At 52.6% G+C, this 19,217-nt stretch carries 19 protein-coding genes and 1 pseudogene; 9 read left to right on the plus strand and 11 right to left on the minus strand.

Annotated features, from left to right (window positions below; genetic code table 11):
* Positions 1-80 precede the first annotated feature (80 nt).
* The 3 genes from yrbN to mtr all read left to right on the plus strand — a co-directional run bounded on the left by yrbN (position 81) and on the right by mtr (position 3,441).
* A complete protein-coding gene (gene yrbN, locus ACU8XX_RS02790; protein ID WP_010723222.1) occupies positions 81-161 on the plus strand; it encodes a protein YrbN in 81 nt (26 codons plus the stop codon).
* Positions 154-2,043, plus strand: a complete 1,890-nt coding sequence (gene deaD / locus ACU8XX_RS02795; RefSeq protein ID WP_001295553.1) for an ATP-dependent RNA helicase DeaD — start codon at positions 154-156, stop codon at positions 2,041-2,043. Before yrbN ends, deaD begins: the two co-directional genes overlap by 8 nt.
* 153 nt (positions 2,044-2,196) lie before the next feature.
* Positions 2,197-3,441 (plus strand): tryptophan permease, encoded by a 1,245-nt coding sequence (mtr, locus tag ACU8XX_RS02800; RefSeq protein WP_000224354.1) that lies wholly within the window; start codon positions 2,197-2,199, stop codon positions 3,439-3,441.
* 117 nt (positions 3,442-3,558) lie between these two features.
* Here mtr and ACU8XX_RS02805 read toward each other — a convergent pair whose 3' ends face one another.
* The 3 genes from ACU8XX_RS02805 to ubiU all read right to left on the minus strand — a co-directional run bounded on the left by ACU8XX_RS02805 (position 3,559) and on the right by ubiU (position 6,529).
* The gene (locus tag ACU8XX_RS02805; protein ID WP_000130380.1) at positions 3,559-4,566 is read right to left on the minus strand and encodes a luciferase-like monooxygenase; all 1,008 of its coding nucleotides are present in this window, start codon (positions 4,564-4,566) and stop codon (positions 3,559-3,561) included.
* 80 nt (positions 4,567-4,646) lie between these two features.
* A complete protein-coding gene (locus ACU8XX_RS02810; protein ID WP_001296442.1) occupies positions 4,647-5,525 on the minus strand; it encodes a U32 family peptidase in 879 nt (292 codons plus the stop codon).
* Positions 5,526-5,533: 8 nt separating this feature from the next.
* Entirely contained in the window at positions 5,534-6,529 is a 996-nt protein-coding gene (gene ubiU / locus ACU8XX_RS02815) for a ubiquinone anaerobic biosynthesis protein UbiU (RefSeq protein WP_001298771.1), read from the minus strand.
* A gap of 208 nt (positions 6,530-6,737) precedes the next feature.
* Between ubiU and ubiT the strand changes: the two genes are divergently transcribed.
* Positions 6,738-7,262, plus strand: coding sequence for a ubiquinone anaerobic biosynthesis accessory factor UbiT (gene ubiT, locus ACU8XX_RS02820; protein WP_001295552.1), 525 nt, complete (start codon positions 6,738-6,740; stop codon positions 7,260-7,262).
* Positions 7,256-7,759 (plus strand): GNAT family N-acetyltransferase, encoded by a 504-nt coding sequence (locus ACU8XX_RS02825; protein ID WP_000908554.1) that lies wholly within the window; start codon positions 7,256-7,258, stop codon positions 7,757-7,759. The genes ubiT and ACU8XX_RS02825 overlap by 7 nt, the downstream gene beginning before the upstream one ends.
* Here the strand turns inward: ACU8XX_RS02825 and yhbQ are convergent.
* Positions 7,746-8,048, minus strand: coding sequence for a DNA damage response exodeoxyribonuclease YhbQ (gene yhbQ / locus ACU8XX_RS02830; RefSeq protein WP_000189314.1), 303 nt, complete (start codon positions 8,046-8,048; stop codon positions 7,746-7,748). The genes ACU8XX_RS02825 and yhbQ overlap by 14 nt on opposite strands.
* A 50-nt stretch (positions 8,049-8,098) precedes the next feature.
* Between yhbQ and ACU8XX_RS02835 the strand changes: the two genes are divergently transcribed.
* Complete coding sequence (locus ACU8XX_RS02835) at positions 8,099-8,542, plus strand: YhbP family protein (protein WP_000449030.1); 444 nt, start codon at positions 8,099-8,101, stop codon at positions 8,540-8,542.
* Here the strand turns inward: ACU8XX_RS02835 and yhbO are convergent.
* Entirely contained in the window at positions 8,522-9,040 is a 519-nt protein-coding gene (gene yhbO / locus ACU8XX_RS02840) for a protein/nucleic acid deglycase (protein ID WP_000037608.1), read from the minus strand. The genes ACU8XX_RS02835 and yhbO overlap by 21 nt on opposite strands.
* 127 nt (positions 9,041-9,167) lie before the next feature.
* Here yhbO and ACU8XX_RS02845 point away from each other — a divergent pair, with 127 nt between their 5' ends.
* Both ACU8XX_RS02845 and ACU8XX_RS02850 read left to right on the plus strand, forming a co-directional pair.
* Positions 9,168-9,803: an NAD(P)H-binding protein gene (locus ACU8XX_RS02845; RefSeq protein WP_001300423.1), complete on the plus strand. Its 636-nt coding sequence runs from the start codon at positions 9,168-9,170 to the stop codon at positions 9,801-9,803.
* A 72-nt stretch (positions 9,804-9,875) separates the two neighbouring features.
* The gene (locus tag ACU8XX_RS02850; protein ID WP_000147574.1) at positions 9,876-10,916 is read left to right on the plus strand and encodes a permease; all 1,041 of its coding nucleotides are present in this window, start codon (positions 9,876-9,878) and stop codon (positions 10,914-10,916) included.
* A gap of 113 nt (positions 10,917-11,029) precedes the next feature.
* Here ACU8XX_RS02850 and dolP read toward each other — a convergent pair whose 3' ends face one another.
* From dolP to lpoA, 4 genes are read right to left on the minus strand one after another with little or no spacing between them, the layout of a single operon-like run.
* Complete coding sequence (gene dolP, locus ACU8XX_RS02855) at positions 11,030-11,605, minus strand: division/outer membrane stress-associated lipid-binding lipoprotein (protein ID WP_000646033.1); 576 nt, start codon at positions 11,603-11,605, stop codon at positions 11,030-11,032.
* 9 nt (positions 11,606-11,614) lie between these two features.
* Complete coding sequence (gene diaA / locus ACU8XX_RS02860; RefSeq protein WP_001158034.1) at positions 11,615-12,205, minus strand: DnaA initiator-associating protein DiaA; 591 nt, start codon at positions 12,203-12,205, stop codon at positions 11,615-11,617.
* Between the two features lie 19 nt (positions 12,206-12,224).
* Entirely contained in the window at positions 12,225-12,620 is a 396-nt protein-coding gene (locus ACU8XX_RS02865) for a YraN family protein (RefSeq protein ID WP_240765356.1), read from the minus strand.
* Positions 12,578-14,614 (minus strand): penicillin-binding protein activator LpoA, encoded by a 2,037-nt coding sequence (gene lpoA / locus ACU8XX_RS02870; protein WP_240765358.1) that lies wholly within the window; start codon positions 14,612-14,614, stop codon positions 12,578-12,580. The genes ACU8XX_RS02865 and lpoA overlap by 43 nt, the downstream gene beginning before the upstream one ends.
* A 63-nt stretch (positions 14,615-14,677) precedes the next feature.
* On the opposite strand from lpoA, the gene rsmI reads away from it, so the two are divergent.
* Positions 14,678-15,538 carry a 16S rRNA (cytidine(1402)-2'-O)-methyltransferase gene (rsmI, locus tag ACU8XX_RS02875; protein ID WP_000809256.1) on the plus strand — a complete coding sequence of 287 codons (861 nt, stop codon included), beginning with the start codon at positions 14,678-14,680 and terminating at the stop codon, positions 15,536-15,538.
* Positions 15,539-15,580: 42 nt separating this feature from the next.
* Here rsmI and ACU8XX_RS02880 read toward each other — a convergent pair whose 3' ends face one another.
* Positions 15,581-16,672 carry a fimbrial protein gene (locus ACU8XX_RS02880; RefSeq protein ID WP_000816984.1) on the minus strand — a complete coding sequence of 364 codons (1,092 nt, stop codon included), beginning with the start codon at positions 16,670-16,672 and terminating at the stop codon, positions 15,581-15,583.
* Positions 16,673-16,682: 10 nt separating this feature from the next.
* Positions 16,683-19,199 (minus strand): annotated as a pseudogene (locus tag ACU8XX_RS02885) (fimbria/pilus outer membrane usher protein).
* Positions 19,200-19,217: the final 18 nt, after the last annotated feature.

A 19,217-nucleotide genomic window follows, 5' to 3' on the forward strand; every position in this document is an offset into this window, starting at 1 on the left:
TTTTTGATTGCCATCACCTTAACGGGTGAGGGCGTTGTTGTTCGTTAATACACCTACTTTGAGCCGGTTCACACTTTTCAATGAAAATTGCTGATCAATTTCATGATGAGTTATGTAGACTGGCCGCCATTAATTTTGAGGCACACGTACTACATGGCTGAATTCGAAACCACTTTTGCAGATCTGGGCCTGAAGGCTCCTATCCTTGAAGCCCTTAACGATCTGGGTTACGAAAAACCATCTCCAATTCAGGCAGAGTGTATTCCACATCTGCTGAATGGCCGCGACGTTCTGGGTATGGCCCAGACGGGGAGCGGAAAAACTGCAGCATTCTCTTTACCTCTGCTGCAGAATCTTGATCCTGAGCTGAAAGCACCACAGATTCTGGTGCTGGCACCGACCCGCGAACTGGCGGTACAGGTTGCTGAAGCAATGACGGATTTCTCTAAACACATGCGCGGCGTAAATGTGGTTGCCCTGTACGGCGGCCAGCGTTATGACGTGCAATTACGCGCCCTGCGTCAGGGGCCGCAGATCGTTGTCGGTACTCCGGGCCGTCTGCTGGACCACCTGAAACGTGGCACTCTGGACCTCTCTAAACTGAGCGGTCTGGTTCTGGATGAAGCTGACGAAATGCTGCGCATGGGCTTCATCGAAGACGTTGAAACCATTATGGCGCAGATCCCGGAAGGTCATCAGACCGCTCTGTTCTCTGCAACCATGCCGGAAGCGATTCGTCGCATTACCCGCCGCTTTATGAAAGAGCCGCAGGAAGTGCGTATTCAGTCCAGCGTGACTACCCGTCCTGACATCAGCCAGAGCTACTGGACTGTGTGGGGTATGCGTAAAAACGAAGCACTGGTACGTTTCCTGGAAGCGGAAGATTTTGATGCGGCGATTATCTTCGTTCGTACCAAAAACGCGACTCTGGAAGTGGCTGAAGCTCTTGAGCGTAACGGCTACAATAGCGCCGCGCTGAACGGTGACATGAACCAGGCGCTGCGTGAGCAGACACTGGAACGCCTTAAAGACGGTCGTCTGGACATCCTGATTGCGACCGACGTTGCGGCCCGTGGCCTGGACGTTGAGCGTATCAGCCTGGTGGTTAACTACGATATCCCTATGGATTCTGAGTCTTACGTTCACCGTATCGGTCGTACCGGTCGTGCGGGTCGTGCTGGCCGCGCGCTGTTGTTCGTTGAGAACCGCGAGCGTCGTCTGCTGCGCAACATTGAACGTACTATGAAGCTGACTATTCCGGAAGTAGAACTGCCGAACGCAGAACTGCTGGGCAAACGCCGTCTGGAAAAATTCGCCGCTAAAGTACAGCAGCAGCTGGAAAGCAGCGATCTGGATCAATACCGCGCACTGCTGAGCAAAATTCAGCCGACTGCAGAAGGTGAAGAGCTGGACCTCGAAACTCTGGCCGCCGCACTGCTGAAAATGGCACAGGGTGAACGTACTCTGATCGTACCGCCAGATGCGCCGATGCGTCCGAAACGTGAATTCCGTGACCGTGATGACCGTGGTCCGCGCGATCGTAACGACCGTGGCCCGCGTGGTGACCGTGAAGATCGTCCGCGTCGTGAACGTCGTGATGTTGGCGATATGCAGCTGTACCGCATTGAAGTGGGCCGCGATGATGGTGTTGAAGTTCGTCATATCGTTGGTGCGATTGCTAACGAAGGCGACATCAGCAGCCGTTACATTGGTAACATCAAGCTGTTTGCTTCTCACTCCACCATCGAACTGCCGAAAGGTATGCCGGGTGAAGTGCTGCAACACTTTACGCGCACTCGCATTCTCAACAAGCCGATGAACATGCAGTTACTGGGCGATGCACAGCCGCATACTGGCGGTGAGCGTCGTGGCGGTGGTCGTGGTTTCGGTGGCGAACGTCGTGAAGGCGGTCGTAACTTCAGCGGTGAACGCCGTGAAGGTGGTCGTGGTGATGGTCGTCGTTTTAGCGGCGAACGTCGTGAAGGCCGCGCACCGCGTCGTGATGACTCTACCGGTCGTCGTCGTTTCGGTGGCGATGCGTAATCATCGCTGAACAGCGAAAACAATCTGTAAAATAATATATACAGCCCCGATTTTAACCATCGGGGCTTTTTTTCTGTCTTTTGTACTCGTGTACTGGTACAGTGCAATACATAACAACGTAGTCGCACTATTTTTCACTGGAGAGAAGCCCTCATGGCAACACTAACCACCACCCAAACGTCACCGTCGCTGCTTGGCGGCGTGGTGATTATCGGCGGCACCATTATTGGCGCAGGGATGTTTTCTCTGCCAGTGGTCATGTCCGGGGCGTGGTTTTTCTGGTCAATGGCGGCGCTGATCTTTACCTGGTTCTGTATGCTGCATTCCGGCTTGATGATTCTGGAAGCTAACCTGAATTACCGAATCGGTTCGAGTTTTGACACCATCACCAAAGATTTGCTGGGCAAAGGCTGGAACGTGGTCAACGGTATTTCCATTGCCTTTGTGCTCTATATCCTGACCTATGCCTATATTTCTGCCAGTGGTTCAATTCTGCATCACACCTTCGCAGAGATGTCGCTAAACGTCCCGGCACGGGCGGCGGGTTTTGGTTTTGCACTGCTGGTAGCGTTTGTGGTGTGGTTGAGTACTAAGGCCGTCAGCCGCATGACGGCGATTGTGCTGGGGGCGAAAGTCATTACCTTCTTCCTCACCTTTGGCAGCCTGTTGGGGCATGTGCAGCCTGCGACATTGTTCAACGTTGCAGAAAGCAATGCATCTTATGCGCCGTATCTGCTGATGACATTGCCGTTCTGCCTGGCGTCGTTTGGTTATCACGGTAACGTGCCAAGCCTGATGAAGTATTACGGCAAAGATCCGAAAACCATCGTGAAATGCCTGGTGTACGGTACGCTGATGGCACTGGCGCTGTATACCATCTGGTTGCTGGCGACGATGGGCAACATTCCTCGTCCGGAGTTTATTGGCATCGCCGAGAAGGGCGGTAACATTGATGTGCTGGTACAGGCATTAAGTGGCGTGCTGAACAGCCGTAGCCTGGACCTTCTGCTGGTCGTGTTCTCAAACTTTGCGGTAGCGAGTTCGTTCCTTGGCGTAACGCTGGGTTTGTTTGACTATCTGGCAGATCTGTTTGGTTTCGATGACTCAGCTGTGGGCCGCTTGAAAACGGCATTGCTGACCTTTGCCCCGCCAGTTGTGGGGGGGCTGCTGTTCCCGAACGGATTCCTGTACGCCATTGGTTATGCTGGTTTAGCGGCTACCATCTGGGCGGCAATTGTTCCGGCGCTGTTAGCCCGTGCATCGCGTAAACGCTTTGGCAGCCCGAAATTCCGTGTCTGGGGCGGCAAGCCGATGATTACGCTGATTCTGGTGTTTGGCGTTGGCAACGCACTGGTCCATATCTTATCGAGCTTTAATTTGCTGCCGGTGTATCAGTAATCAGCGGTGCCTTATCCGACATTTCTGCTGCCTACACAATGCCTGATGCGCTTCGCTTATCAGGTCTACGTAGGACAGCGTTGCCAGCTCGGATAAGGCTTCCCGCGTTAAGACACACTATCCCAACAACTCTTCCTTCACGTCCATCGCCAGTTCAAACGAATGCAGGCGCGCCTGGTGATCGAAAATCTGCCCGTTAACCATAATCTCATCGGCGTCGGTTTCGCGCAGGATCGACTGCAAGCCATGACGCACTTTCGCTTTATCGCCCACCAGCGACATACTCAGCGCCTGTTGCACGCCATACTGCTCAGACGGTGACCAGAACTGATCCATATTCTGAATCGGTGGCGGTAGTTGCCCGGTTTCGCCGCGGCGCAGCTTCACAAAAGCTTGCTGCATCGAGGTAAACAGAAATTCAGCGTCGCGGTTGCTGTCGGCGGCGATAATATTGATGCACACCATCGCGTATGGTTTTTCCAGTCGTGCCGACGGTTTGAAGTTGCTGCGATAAAGATGCAGCGCCTGGAACAACATATCCGGCGCGAAGTGTGAGGCAAACGCAAACGGCAGACCAAGCTGCGCCGCCAGTTGCGCGCTGTAAAGGCTGGAGCCTAGCAACCACACGGGGATTTTCTCGCCATAGCCTGGTACCGGGCGCACATGCGGATTGGGATCGCGGGCGTCAAACCAGTCCACCAGCTCCGCGACATCGCGGGGGAAATTATCAATATCGCCACTCATATGACGACGCAGTGCCATCATGGTTCGCTGATCGCTACCCGGCGCGCGGCCCAGCCCCAAATCGATTCTCCCCGGATAGAGTGTATTAAGCGTGCCGAACTGTTCGGCAATGACCAATGGTGAGTGGTTAGGCAACATCACGCCACCGGACCCCAGATGCAGCGTGGTGGTATTCGCTGCCAGATAACCAATTAATACCGATGTTGCAGCACTGGCAATGCCGGTCATATTGTGGTGTTCCGCCAGCCAGTAGCGATGATAGCCGCGCTTTTCAGCCAGACGGGCGAGATCGAGAGAGTGGGAGAACGCTTCTCGCGCTGAAGAACCTTCGGGGATAGGGGCCAGATCGAGTAGCGAAAACGCAATGGTTTTATCAGTCATAACAGCTCACTTTGTTACCGATTAATCTTTAATACTGCATTAAAGAGTAGTTAAAGTTGTTAACAAAGTGAGCTATTTGTTCAGGCTTGCAGTTCCAGCCCAGCCAGCCGCCGCCAGTAGCCGTTACAGTCGCTGTTTGCCGTCAACGGCAGTGGCGCAGCGCCATTTTCATTAGCGCGGAAGGCGTCGAGCATCGCGAAAGTGTCAGTACCCTGCGGTGACAGGCGGACCACATCAACCAGGCCCTGCATGGATGCCAGCTCGTTACCGAGGTTGTAAACGTAGCCGCTCATGGTCTGAATGCCATTGAGTACAAACACTTGTTGGTTTTCCTGCGACAGCACGTTGCGCCCGTTCGGATACTTAATGCAGCAGGTTTCGCACTCATCTTTCGGACGGTCTTCCGAACGCGCGGTAAAGCAGCGGGCGGAGTAGGCCAGCGGCAGATGACCGTAGCTCAGGACTTCCACTTCAAACTGGTTGCGAATCCCCAACTCATCGCACTGATTAAGCAGATTCACCAGCCAGTCGCGGGAAAGCTCCACCGGCATACACCAGCGCATCATGCCCTGTTTGAGCAATATTTTCAGCGTCACCGCGTTGTAGCAGTTCAGCGCGTGCCCGGCGACGAACGGCAGTTTGCGCTCAGCGCACATATTCACCACGCCGAGATCGCTGGCTTCAATCAGAAACTCACCGTTCTCAACATAGCGTTTCAGTTCGCCCAGTTCCGAGGATGCCTGCACCAGCGCCAGCGTGGAGAGGACAATCTGCTTGCCACTTCCGGCGAGCGATTTTGCCATCTCCAGCCAGTCGCCAACTTTGGTTGCCCGGCGTTTGCTACAGACCGCTTCACCGAGATAAATCACGTCGGCGCTGCTGGCGGCGGCCTGCTGATAAAAATCTTCCAGCGTCTCTTTTGGCCAATACCACAGCACCGGCCCTAAGGAATATTTCATTGCTTTTCTCACTGCCATTTACGGTGATATGCGCCAAGAGTGGTTTGCGTGCCTTCGGACATCGACCCGAGCGTCTCCATCCACGCGCTTTGCGGTATGAAGTTTTGCGGATCGGCCTTACAACGGTCGATAGCCTGACGCCAGACTTTCGCCACCTGGCTGACATACGCCGGGCTACGCTGGCGGCCTTCAATTTTCACCGAAGCAATATTCGCCGCCATTAACTCCGGCAGCAGTTCCAGGGTATTGAGACTGGTTGGTTCTTCCAGCGCGTGATAGCGCTCGCCGTCCACTAGATAACGCCCTTTACACAGCGTCGGATAACCTGCGTTTTCGCCGTCCTGATAACGGTCGATCAGCACTTCGTTCAGGCGGGATTCCAGCCCCTGCGGCGTTTGCTGCCAGCGCACGAAACGGGCCGGAGAACACGCGCCCACGGTGTTGGGCGACTCACCCGTCAGATACGACGACAGATAGCAACGACCTTCCGACATAATGCACAGGCTGCCGAAAGCAAAGACTTCCAGTGGTACAGGTGTGACCCGTGCCAGCTGTTTCACCTGATGAATCGACAACACGCGCGGCAGCACCACGCGGGCAACGTCAAAATGGCGATGATAAAAGTTAATCGCCTCTTCATTGGTCGCCGAAGCCTGCACTGACACATGACGCTCAATATGCGGGTAACGCTCGGCGGCGTACTCCAGCATGGCGAGGTCGGCGAGGATCAGCGCGTCGGCACCCAGCTGCGCCGCCATATCCACGGCGCGCTGCCAACGGGCGTAACCGTCCGGATGCGCAAAAGTGTTAATCGCGATGTGAAGTTTGCGGCGATGTTGATGGACAAAACTCACCGCTTCCTGCAATTTTTTCTCGGTAAAGTTAAGGCCGGCGAAGTGACGGGCATTGGTATCATCTTTTAGCCCGATATAAACAGCATCTGCGCCGTTTTCGATGGCCGCCTTAAGCGCCGGGAGATTTCCGGCAGGGCAGAGCAGCTCCATAATTTTTCCTGAAGGTTGCGCTATCAAAACGCAAAAATGTTAACGAACTGGGATTTTAGTTAACCTTGCTGCGACAATTTTTGATTTAAGGCAGTTAAAGTTGTATTGGTGGTAGCAGCAATTTCATATGGAATTGTTGATTTATACCGCTATGTTATTTTTCTGATATGGCAAAATAGGATGATTGTTGAAACAGGGAGTAAAACTCGTGTTGGATAAACTGCGTTCCCGTATTGTGCATTTGGGGCCATCTCTGTTGAGTGTACCGGTAAAACTGACGCCATTTGCGCTAAAACGCCAGGTTCTTGAGCAGGTCTTAAGCTGGCAATTCCGTCAGGCGCTGGATGATGGCGAGCTGGAGTTTCTTGAAGGCCGCTGGTTAAGTATTCATGTGCGTGATATTGACCTGCAATGGTTTACCTCGGTGGTGAATGGCAAACTGGTGGTCAGCCAGAACGCGCAAGCTGATGTGAGTTTTAGTGCCGACGCCAGCGATCTGCTGATGATTGCGGCGCGTAAACAGGATCCGGATACGCTCTTCTTCCAGCGTCGGCTGGTGATTGAAGGCGATACGGAGCTGGGGCTGTATGTGAAAAACCTGATGGACGCCATTGAACTGGAGCAAATGCCGAAAGCCTTACGCATGATGCTGCTGCAACTGGCGGATTTTGTTGAGGCGGGAATGAAAACCGCGCCTGAAACCAAACAGACATCGGTAGGTGAACCATGCTAATTCGAGTAGAAATTCCCATTGATGCGCCGGGTATTGATGCCCTGCTGCGTCGCTCATTCGAAAGTGATGCGGAAGCGAAGCTGGTTCACGATCTGCGTGAAGATGGCTTTCTGACGCTGGGGCTGGTGGCGACAGATGACGAAGGTCAGGTCATTGGCTATGTGGCATTTAGTCCGGTTGATGTGCAGGGCGAAGACCTGCAATGGGTCGGCATGGCACCGTTGGCGGTTGATGAAAAATACCGTGGACAGGGGCTGGCACGCCAACTGGTCTATGAAGGACTCGATTCGCTTAATGAGTTCGGCTATGCCGCAGTGGTGACGCTGGGCGATCCGGCGCTGTACAGTCGTTTCGGCTTTGAACTGGCGGCGCATCACGATCTGCGTTGCCGCTGGCCGGGCACTGAAAGCGCCTTCCAGGTACATCGTTTAGCGGATGACGCGCTGAATGGCGTTACCGGCCTGGTTGAGTATCACGAGCATTTCAATCGCTTTTAATCTCCGGGGTTTGCAGACTGCTTAACAGCTCTGCAAACCCTGCGCCTTCCGCTACCAGACGCTCTTTTTGCCGTTTGGTCAGTTGCTTAACGCGATATTCCGCCCGTAACGCCAGCGAACGATCGCCCACTGGAGCAGAAAACGCCAGCGTCAGTTCTCCTTTCCCGCGCAGTGCTTTCGCCCCTTTGCCGCTTTGGTGCTGCTGATAGCGGCGTTCGACATCCGTGGTGATCCCGGTATAAAGCTTATTGTCGGCGGTACGGATCAAGTAAAGAAACCAGGGTGTCATCGTCTGCATCGCATGTTAAGGTCAGGCCCACAGTATAAAAGAGAACAGCAATGGAAACACTCATCGCCATCAGCCGTTGGCTGGCAAAACAACATGTTGTCACCTGGTGTGTGCAGCAGGAAGGGGAACTCTGGTGCGCTAATGCCTTTTATCTTTTTGATGCGCAGAAAGTCGCCTTCTACATTTTGACGGAAGAAAAAACGCGCCACGCGCAGATGAGCGGGCCGCAGGCGGCAGTTGCCGGAACGGTAAACGGTCAGCCGAAAACGGTAGCGTTAATTCGCGGTGTGCAGTTTAAAGGTGAGATCCGCAGGCTGGAAGGTGAGGAAAGCGACCTCGCGCGCAAGGCGTACAATCGTCGCTTTCCGGTTGCCAGAATGCTGTCGGCCCCGGTGTGGGAAATCCGGCTCGATGAAATCAAATTCACCGACAACACGCTGGGCTTTGGTAAAAAAATGATTTGGCTACGCGACTCAGGCACCGAGCAGGCGTAACGCCTCGCGGTTAAACGCTGGCAGATCGTCCGGTGTCCGGCTGGTAACCAGCTGATCTTTATCAACCACGACTTCCTGATCGTAAAATTCCGCGCCCGCATTTTTAACATCAATAATGATCGGTTTAACTGCGGTCAGTTTGCGCCCCCGAATCACATCGGCGCTGATCAGCAACTGCGGGCCGTGACAGATGGCAAACACCGGTTTGCCACTATTCACAAAATCACGGGTAAAGGTGACAAAACGGTTGTCCCCACGCAGATAATCCGGTGAATGGCCGCCCGGTAGCAGCAGGGCATCAAACTCCGCAGGCGTCACTTCATCGATGGATTTATCGATGGTCACGCTGGCTTCTCCTTTTTTGCCTTTCACCGTTTTACCCGCTTGTTTTTCAATGGTAATCACTTCGTGTCCGGCTTTACGGAACTCGTCTGCGGGTGAAGTAAATTCTGAATCCTCAAATTCATCAGTGATTAAAACGGCAATTTTCTTACTCATGCTTCCTCCGCGTTGTTGCATTGGATGAGGCGAATTTCCCACAATCGGGGATAATTACCTCATGGTCTATTAAGCCTGGTGCATGAGCCGTGGAGCGCAAGGCAGACAATTCTGTAAAGGAGCGAAGATGAGTCAGGTACTGATTACAGGCGCAACGGGGCTGGTGGGCGGTCACCTGCTGCGGATGTTGATTAACGAACCGAAAGTTAACGCCATTGCTGCGCCGACGCGACGTCCGTTGGGCGATATGCCCGGGGTGTTTAATCCCCATGATCCGCAACTGAGTGACGCGTTGGCGCAGGTCACCGATCCCATCGACATTGTGTTTTGTTGTCTCGGCACCACGCGGCGAGAAGCGGGGAGCAAAGAGGCGTTTATTCATGCCGATTACACGCTGGTAGTGGATACCGCATTAACCGGGCGGCGACTGGGCGCGCAGCATATGTTGGTAGTCAGTGCGATGGGTGCCAATGCCCACTCGCCGTTTTTCTATAACCGCGTCAAAGGGGAGATGGAAGAAGCATTAATCGCCCAGAACTGGCCGAAATTGACCATTGCTCGCCCGTCGATGTTACTGGGCGATCGTAGCAAACAGCGGATGAACGAAACGCTTTTTGCGCCGCTGTTCCGTTTGTTACCAGGTAACTGGAAATCCATTGATGCGAGAGACGTGGCGCGGGTCATGCTGGCAGAGTCGATGCGGCCTGAGCATGAAGGCGTGACGATTTTAAGCTCTTCAGAATTACGCAAAAGAGCTGAATAATTATTCCCAAGAATTGATAGTGAGCGTAATATTCACGCGCTCAATTATCATAACTTATTCCTGGGGAATGCTATGACTGGTCAGTCTTCATCTCAGGCGGCAACGCCCATTCAGTGGTGGAAACCCGCGCTTTTCTTTCTCGTTGTCATTGCCGGTCTCTGGTATGTGAAATGGGAACCTTACTACGGCAAAGCGTTTACTGCTGCCGAAACCCACAGTATCGGTAAATCTATCCTTGCGCAGGCGGATGCTAACCCATGGCAGGCGGCGTTGGATTACGCGATGATCTATTTCCTCGCGGTATGGAAAGCGGCGGTGCTGGGGGTGATCCTCGGTTCGTTGATTCAGGTGCTGATCCCGCGTGACTGGTTGTTGCGTACGCTTGGGCAATCGCGCTTTCGCGGCACGCTGCTGGGAACGCTGTTTTCGTTGCCGGGCATGATGTGTACCTGCTGTGCGGCTCCGGTCGCGGCGGGAATGCGTCGCCAACAGGTGTCGATGGGCGGTGCGCTGGCATTCTGGATGGGCAATCCGGTGTTAAACCCGGCGACGCTGGTGTTTATGGGCTTTGTCCTCGGCTGGGGTTTTGCGGCGATTCGTCTGGTGGCCGGGCTGGTGATGGTGTTGCTGATTGCGACGCTGGTGCAAAAATGGGTGCGTGAAACACCGCAAACGCAGGCACCGGTCGAAATTGACATACCGGAAGCACAGGGCGGGTTTTTTAGCCGCTGGGGCAGGGCGCTATGGACGCTTTTCTGGAGTACGATCCCGGTTTACATCCTTGCAGTACTGGTGTTGGGTGCCGCTCGCGTCTGGTTATTCCCCCATGCCGATGGTGCTGTCGATAACAGCCTGATGTGGGTGGTGGCGATGGCGGTAGCAGGATGCTTGTTTGTCATTCCCACGGCAGCAGAAATTCCGATTGTACAAACGATGATGCTGGCAGGTATGGGAACCGCTCCGGCGCTGGCATTGTTGATGACGCTCCCGGCGGTGAGTTTGCCGTCACTGATTATGCTGCGCAAAGCGTTCCCGGCGAAAGCCTTATGGCTGACGGGGGCGATGGTGGCAGTGTCTGGTGTGATTGTCGGCGGGCTGGCGCTGTTGTTCTGATTTGAGGGAAAACATGTCGGATGCGGCGTAAACGCCTTATCTGACCTACGGTTTGTATCGTTGTAGGCCTGATAAGACGCGGCAAGCGTCGCATCAGGCATTACAAGGGGCTGCTATTTAATAAACGTAAACGCCGTAGTTACCCGCTTCACGCCGCTCACCCGGCTGGCAATATCTGCCGCCGCTTTCGCTTCACGTTCAGTCACCAGCCCCATCAGGAACACTTCACCGTTTTCGGTGGTCACTTTCACGTTGGACGATTTCACCAGGTCGCTGGTTAAGAGCTGCGAACGCACTTTGGTGGTGATCCACGTATCGTTAGATGCTTCGCCCAGACCAATCGGCTGGCCCTGACGAATCTCGTTATACACTTCGTTGGCACCGTCTACGCCCATAGCAATCTGTTTGGCGCGAGCCGAAAGTTCAGCATTTGGTGACTGCCCAACCAGCAGCACTTTGCCCTGATAGGCCGTTACATTAATGCGCGCTTCTTTCTTAATCTGTTCGTCTTTCGACAATGCGCTGTTCACGCGCACTTCCAGGGTACCATCGTCCACCTGGGTGCCGACACTGCGTGGGTCAGTTGCGGCTTTGGTACCCACAGCAGCGGTACCCACTACGGCAGCGGCAACACAACCTTGCAACAGCAGCGCGGAAATAAGGACTGCGATTGGCGATAATGCCTTCATGTATTCTCCTTAATCATCCTGGTGAGGGAAAAGCGTGTTATCGATCAGATCGCACAGGCAATTTACCGTCAGCATATGCATTTCCTGAATGCGAGCACTACGATGCGAAGGAATGCGGATCTCCACATCTTGTGGCCCTAACAAACCTGCAAGTTCGCCGCCGTCATAGCCGGTCAATGCCACAATGGTCATATCACGCGTAACGGCAGCTTCTACCGCTTTTACAATATCGCGGCTGTTGCCACGGGTGGAAATGGCTAACAATACATCTCCCGCATGACCCAGCGCCCGCACCTGTTTTGCATACACTTCATCATGTAAGCGATCGTTGGCAATCGCCGTTAAGACAACATTATCAGTATTTAGTGCAATGGCAGGTAAGCTGGGCCGCTCCGTTTCGAAACGGTTGATCATGCTGGCAGCAAAATGCTGTGCATTGGCAGCGGAAGTTCCATTACCACAACAGAGGATTTTGTTGCCATTGAGCAGAGACTGAACCAGCGTCATGGCTGCACGGGAGATGGCATCCGGAAGCGCCTCTGCCGCCGCAATTTGAGTTTGAATGCTTTCAGTGAAGCAAGCTTTAATTCTTTCTTGCACGCTAATCCTTAAACCTTAATTATGAGTGGTCATTAAAGGCATCCTTAATCCACTCAACCTCATTCCCGGTGAAGGCTACCACATCGAACCGGCAATCCACAGTATCAAAACTCCCATTATGACGCGCGAGCCACAAGCGGGCAGTCTGTAATAATTTGTGTTGTTTGCTGCGGGTCACACTGGCTGCCGCGCCGCCATAAAGCGCAGAGCGGCGATAGCGTACCTCGACAAAAATGGTGGTCCGGCCTTCACGCATTATCAGATCGATCTCGCCGCCACGCTCGTTCACGTTAGCGGCGATAAACCGCAGTCCTTTGCCTTCCAGCCAGCGACGCGCTTGTGCTTCCCACGCATCGCCGGTCAGTTTGGTGGTTAACTGACGGGGACTACCTGACCTTGTTGGTACTGTAGCCATGATAACTTCCTGTTAATCACGCAATCCGGGTTAGCCGTCAGGCTTCCGGTATTACCGTTGATTTCAAAACCCTGAACCTGGCGCATTTGTGAGAAATGATTTGCCAGCGACCAGGCATCGACGCCCATCGCATACATGCGAGCCAGTGAATAATCGTTATTCACCGCGCTGAGTGCCTGCTGCATTAACGGTAGATTACCGCCTGCCAGCATCGGGATTTCGCTGTACTGCAAGCCTTCCATCTCCAGTCGGAAATCCGGGCCAGCGGTCCCTTGCGCACTGCGGGAGCTGGCGTACAGCGTTGCACCGCTCTGGCTACCGTTACGCATGGCGATCATCGGTTTGATAAAAGCGATTTCACCCGGCGTTGCCACAATGTACACCGCATCGACACGACCGCCATTATTGGTGAACTGGTCATCGGTTGGCGTGGTTTGCAGCGTTGGATTGTTGGTCGTCATGCCGGAGTCGGTTGTCGCTCTGAGAGTAATCGGGCTACCCGTTAAAGCAATACCAGAACCGCCGTTAACACCCGCGCGTAATTCGCTGGTGGAACCAAATTTTTGTTGCAGAACGGTGCCGCCGCCCAGTTTCTGCCACTCTTGCGCAAACGCATTGGCTACGCGATCGCCCAATGAACTGCGTGGGATCAGCACCAGCGGCGCTTGTTTACCCTGGTCACGAATATGACGCGCTGCATCGCGCGCTTCGTCTTCCGGTGAAAGCGCGAAGTAACAAATATTGACGCGATTTTCGATATTCTCCGGCTGGTTCAGTGCCAGTACGTTCAGCGGAGTGTTGCTCTTCAGCAACTCTTCAACGTTATTTTTCAGCAACGGACCGACCACAATACTCGCGCCATCCTGCTGAACCTGGCTTAAGATCTGGCTAAGTGGTTGTGATGAGGTATCGTAGATTTTCAGCTCTGCGGATGGATTTGCGGGTGCGCTTACCGCTGCGGTGCTTGTCGCCGGGGCGCTTACAAGCACCGGCTGGGCTGCAGGCTGTTCACCGGTCAGATCGCTAACCGAGGCTTGTGCCGGGCTGGCAACGCCATCCACGGTTTGCGGTTGAGGTTGTTCTGCTACGTCTGCGGCAGGTGCGGCAGCTACCTGAGCTGCCACTGGCTGAGTGCCGATATTTTTCGCCGCTTCAAAGCCTTGCTGAATAGTGCGACCAAATACCGCTGCCTGGCCATTCAGTGGCAACAGCAGGGCGATTTTGTTGGTCGAGGCTGGTTTAAACGCTTTTACGTTAACCAACTGCGTTGGCAGCATTTTCGCGCCCGGATTGTTCGGATAACGTTTCTGCCAGTCGGCGATCCCGGCTTTCATCATGTCGGGATCGTTACGGTTATCAAACCAGACGCGCTGCAGATCCAGCCAGCCTTGCAGAATATTTTCGTCGGCGTTGATCACCAGCGTATTCGCCTGTTCCTGAGTCATGGAGGAGAGCGCCTGCCAGGTGGCATCAATATTCTGCTGTTTTTCTTTCGCGCCAAGCAGCGGTTCCTGAGCAATTAACGCGCGCAGTAAATCAATGGAAGGACGCCCCTGGCTGGCATCGATTTTTGCCTGCCAGTAACGCGCTTGCTGGTTTTGTTCTAAATCGGCAGGTGTGATTTTCGCCAGCAAGTTTTGCGCGCCAGCAAAATCTTTCTGCGCCAGTTTAATCTCTACCGCCAGCAGTGTTTTCTCGCGACGCTGAGCATCGTTCAGTTCTTGCGGTAGTTGGTTAAACAACTCAACCGCCTGCCCGGTTTTACCTTCTTTCACCAGTGCACGAATGGCGAGTAATTGCCAGTTGATCCTGGTATCATCAGAGCTTTGCTGCATCTGCTGAAGATAAAAGGCAGAATCAGCCTGCGCCGTGCCCTGCATATAAGCAGTGGACTGATCGGGAGTATGGGTGCCACAACCGGCGAAAATCAGGGCTGCCAGAACAACAGGCAGACAACGCGCGGCTTTCAAACGAGAAAATGTTGAGGGTACCATAATGTATCCAGTGATATTTTTTTACGCAATGCTCAATATTAAATCGGCAATACGGACGACACAATGAAACAACACCAATCGGCGGATAATTCTCAGGGCCAGCTTTACATTGTACCGACGCCAATCGGCAATCTGGCGGATATCACCCAGCGTGCGTTAGAGGTATTACAGGCCGTTGATCTGATTGCCGCCGAGGATACTCGTCACACCGGTTTATTGCTGCAACATTTTGGGATTAATGCCCGGTTGTTTGCGCTGCACGACCATAACGAACAACAAAAAGCCGAAACGCTGCTGGCGAAGCTGCAAGAAGGGCAGAACATTGCGCTGGTTTCCGATGCCGGAACGCCGCTAATTAACGATCCTGGCTACCATCTGGTGCGTACCTGCCGTGAAGCGGGGATTCGTGTGGTGCCGCTACCCGGACCGTGTGCTGCTATCACTGCGTTAAGCGCCGCGGGTTTACCCTCTGACCGTTTCTGTTACGAAGGCTTTTTACCTGCCAAATCAAAAGGCCGCCGTGATGCGCTAAAAGCCATTGAAGCGGAGCCGCGCACGCTGATTTTTTATGAATCTACCCACCGTCTGTTAGATAGCCTGGAAGATATCGTTGCGGTATTAGGCGAATCCCGCTACGTGGTTCTGGCGCGTGAGCTGACCAAAACCTGGGAAACCATTCACGGCGCGCCCGTTGGCGAGCTGCTGGCGTGGGTAAAAGAAGATGAAAACCGTCGCAAAGGCGAAATGGTGCTGATTATCGAAGGTCATAAAGCACAGGAAGAAGACTTACCCGCCGATGCCCTGCGCACGCTGGCGCTGCTACAGGCAGAACTGCCGTTGAAAAAAGCGGCGGCGCTGGCGGCAGAAATTCACGGCGTGAAGAAAAATGCGCTGTATAAGTATGCGCTGGAGCAGCAGGGGTAAGAGTGCCGAAGCGTTGCGTTAATCAAAACGCAACGTCTTCTTTTACCGCACGATGACGGTAATGGTGGCGGTGCCCTGAAATTTTCCTGTTTCCAGCTCACCACCGACCAGATTAACTGGCCAGGCGCGCATATTGACGGTGCCATGCCCGGAAGGATCAACGGGAAGGATACCGTTCTGAAAAGGAATATTTGCAACTCCGCCACCGAGATTTTCAATACGAATACCGACATCGGGCGCATTGTCTGAACTTCTTCGTCTGGCGACCAGGTTGTACTGGTCTACTACCCCAGTTGTACCGTCGATGCGCATTTGCAACGAGTTTTTAATCTTTGAAGTATCACCACAGTCATAAGTGATATCAAAGTCTACTGGAGTAAAACCGTCTGGCATGGCATTGCGGGTGGTAAACTTCTGACCATTGATGAATCCAAAATTAACCTTAATAACATCGCCCTGATTAATTTTGCACGACTGTGGGGCGGTGAGATTTCCCTGTATCGATAACTTGACTAAATCATGGAAGTCACCTGTAGACGGGCTTCCCATTCCATCGACCCACGCGCCTTTAATGACGGCAATATCCGTTTTCGGAATGGTCATCGAGCCGAGAAATGGCTTGGTGACATACAGGGTAAAGGTGGTATTTGCACCAATATTAACGGGTCCATAACGAGACGTATCACCCTGGCAAACACCCGTTTGGGTTGCAGCAGAATATACCGTGTTGTTTTTTATCTGTGTGAATCGGGTGTTAACAGAGACAACCTGGTCGGTTGTGAGTCCTGGAATGTCGTTTGCCTGTAATGTGGTTTTAATATCCAGGCTGTCATTGAGTTTGTAATATCCTGTCTGATGTCCAGTGGTGGTAAGTACGGGGCTGACCATATAGACAAGTTTAACTGCCTTACCCGCAGAGCAGGAACAGGCGTATTGCCAGTTAGTGCTACTTAGCGTTGCAGAGGTAAACTCCCGTCCTGTCACGTTATCTGTCTGGTTCACCGTAACATCATCAACCCCACTGCTGTAATTTGTCGCACCGCTAGTGCTATCGGCTCCACACCCTCCTGAGGAGGCATAAGCGCAGGATGTGGATATCAACAAAAGTCCTGTTATAAGAGGCGCTCTTTTCATTTTTTTATCCTTAATGGCACTGCGCCGTGCCTTGTAATACAGAGGTTGTTGGTTCTGAATCCGGTGTACTAAAAGCAAACTGACATTGTTGATCTGCCTGATTTCCCCAGCGTACAGTCCAGCTTTGTGATTTACTCGATATCCCAGAGAGATATAGTATGCCGCCCTCATCGACGATACTTTGTTGCCCCGTCTCATCGTTGCTGGCAAGAGCGCCAAAGGGCAACGGTTTACCGTTGCGATCGCTGACTGTAACAAGTACGCGATAACCGATATTGGCGTTGAAACGCGCCGCTACCATTGCACCTCTGTTGGGCACCACAAACTGTGTTGTTTGCTCAAGATCGACGTTATCGGGCAGCTGCGTAGTATCTACCGAGAGACGGTTTTCCTGATAAGTCGTGAGATAAGGAACCACTGCATAGCCAAAGGGATCAGTAGCAATCCCCGGATAGTTTTGTATCCTCACGCCAGATGCCCCGTTAGCATCAATAAGCGCAAAAGCGTTGCCCAGATATTGCGAGAGCGTCACACCATGAGGATGGATAACCACGCCGCCGGTAACGCCGTAATTGTATTGGCTACTGTCATTACCGTAACTGTATCCGGCACTGAAGGTTCCATAAGGTGAACGGTAACTGGCGTTCACGCTACTGTTATGGTTGTTATCGTCATCCAGACTTTGTTCCAGGCTATAGCTCAGGCGACCATCATCCAGCAGTGAACCATCAAGACGCATTTCATGTTGGGTTGGGCGATCTTTCTGGCTGGTCATCTGATAGGAAACCCGGCTACGCGGTAACCAGCGTTCTAACGGAATACTGAGATTCAAAGAGAGTGCGCGGTCATTATTTTGATCAGTGTAGCGGCTGTATTGATAATTCAGGCTGTAACCAACTCCCCATTGCTGGCCGGAAACCCCAACAGAGATATTCCTGTTTTTATCGTTATTGCCCCAATAGTCTTGCTGCGAACCGGAGGCATACAGACTTACCCCATCAAATATTGTCTGGCTGATGTTGAATTGAATTTCACTTTTTTGGCGACTGTTATAGTTCTAATTACGGGTATTGGCTTCATCAAAACTAAAATAGCCATCGTTGGTATAGCGATAGTAGCTGACAGCGATATTGGTGTTGGTTTCCGGGATATCTTTGATGTACTGCGTACGCCATTGATAGCCATGAAAAGAGTGCTGGTTATCGAATTGGGTGTCAGCTCTGTTGATATCCATCGACAACGCGCCCAGTGCGCCAAGTGTGCCGCCGATACCGATCCCCAGCGCATAATAATCTTCAGAACCGAGCAGGCCGCCATACAGCGTAAAAGTATTATTCAAACCATATATTGCCGTGGCTTCAGCAAATTCGGGTTCCTTGCTATCACTGTTTGCATCAGCGCGATAGCGTCCAGCGGTCGCGCTATACTTTAGATGCCCAGGTCGCTGCATCATGGGTAATGAAGAATAAGGCTGGATAAAGCGACGTTGTGTACCGTCACTTTCTTCAATCGTGACTTCTAAATCGCCGCTGTTGGAAGAGGGGTAGAGATCGTTAATTTCAAAGGCACCCGCTGGCACGTTGCTTTGATAGATCACATAACCATTTTGCCTGATAGTCACGATTGCACTACTGTTTGCGATACCGCGTACCGTTGGGGCAAATCCGCGCTGGCTGTTTGGCAACATATTATCGTCGGAAGCGAGTTGCACGCCAGTAAAGGTGTAGCTGGAAAAAATACTGCCGCTGGTGGCGCTTTCTCCCAGAAGCAACTGAGACTTCAACGCCTTGATATCACGTTGTAAATAACTACTGATAGTGTTCCAGCTTGACGCCTGATCGTTGCGTGTCCACGTAGAATAGTTACGTAATCGCCAGGGGCCAAAATTAGCACCATTTTGCATATTCAGGTACTGTCGTTGGCTACGATTGCCCTGGCGGTAACGGTTATCAGAACCTGTAAACGAGTAGTTGGTAAACAGCGTTGGTATACCATCGTCCCAACGAGAAGGGGAGACGTAACATCTTGCATCACGGTACAGTGCAATTTGGGGAATGCTCAAATTAAGTCGCTGATGATTGAAATCAAATTCAGCAGCTGTACCGGGAATGATTTGTTCAAGCGAGTTGATCACGCTATCGTCATCTTTTTCAGCCAGCGCCGGGATTTCATCCACCTTAATACCCAGCTCACGTAGTTGTTCTACCGTAAACTGTGGCTGCAGAAGTTGCTCTGCATTGGCGGTAAATGTAATTTTTTTCTGTGAAATCTTCTTTTTATTCAGCCAGATATCAACCTGATAAGTTCCTGGTAGTTGTGCGTATTTCTTTGAAAATCGTGACAGATCGGTTGTTTGCATACCACTTTTTGTGGTTTCCAGCATAATGGGGTCGAAATAATACTCTTCGGCGTTAGCGGTAGTGCAAAGCATGCCGCTGCCAGTGAGCACCATCGGCAAACAGCGTTTGATAATGAGCGCCAACTGTTTCGGTGTGCGTTTATGTCCCTGGTGGTGTCGTTGTGGCATTCCCTGATGACCTGTGTT

It is taken from the genome of Escherichia sp. MAL-1 (genome assembly GCF_052948035.1).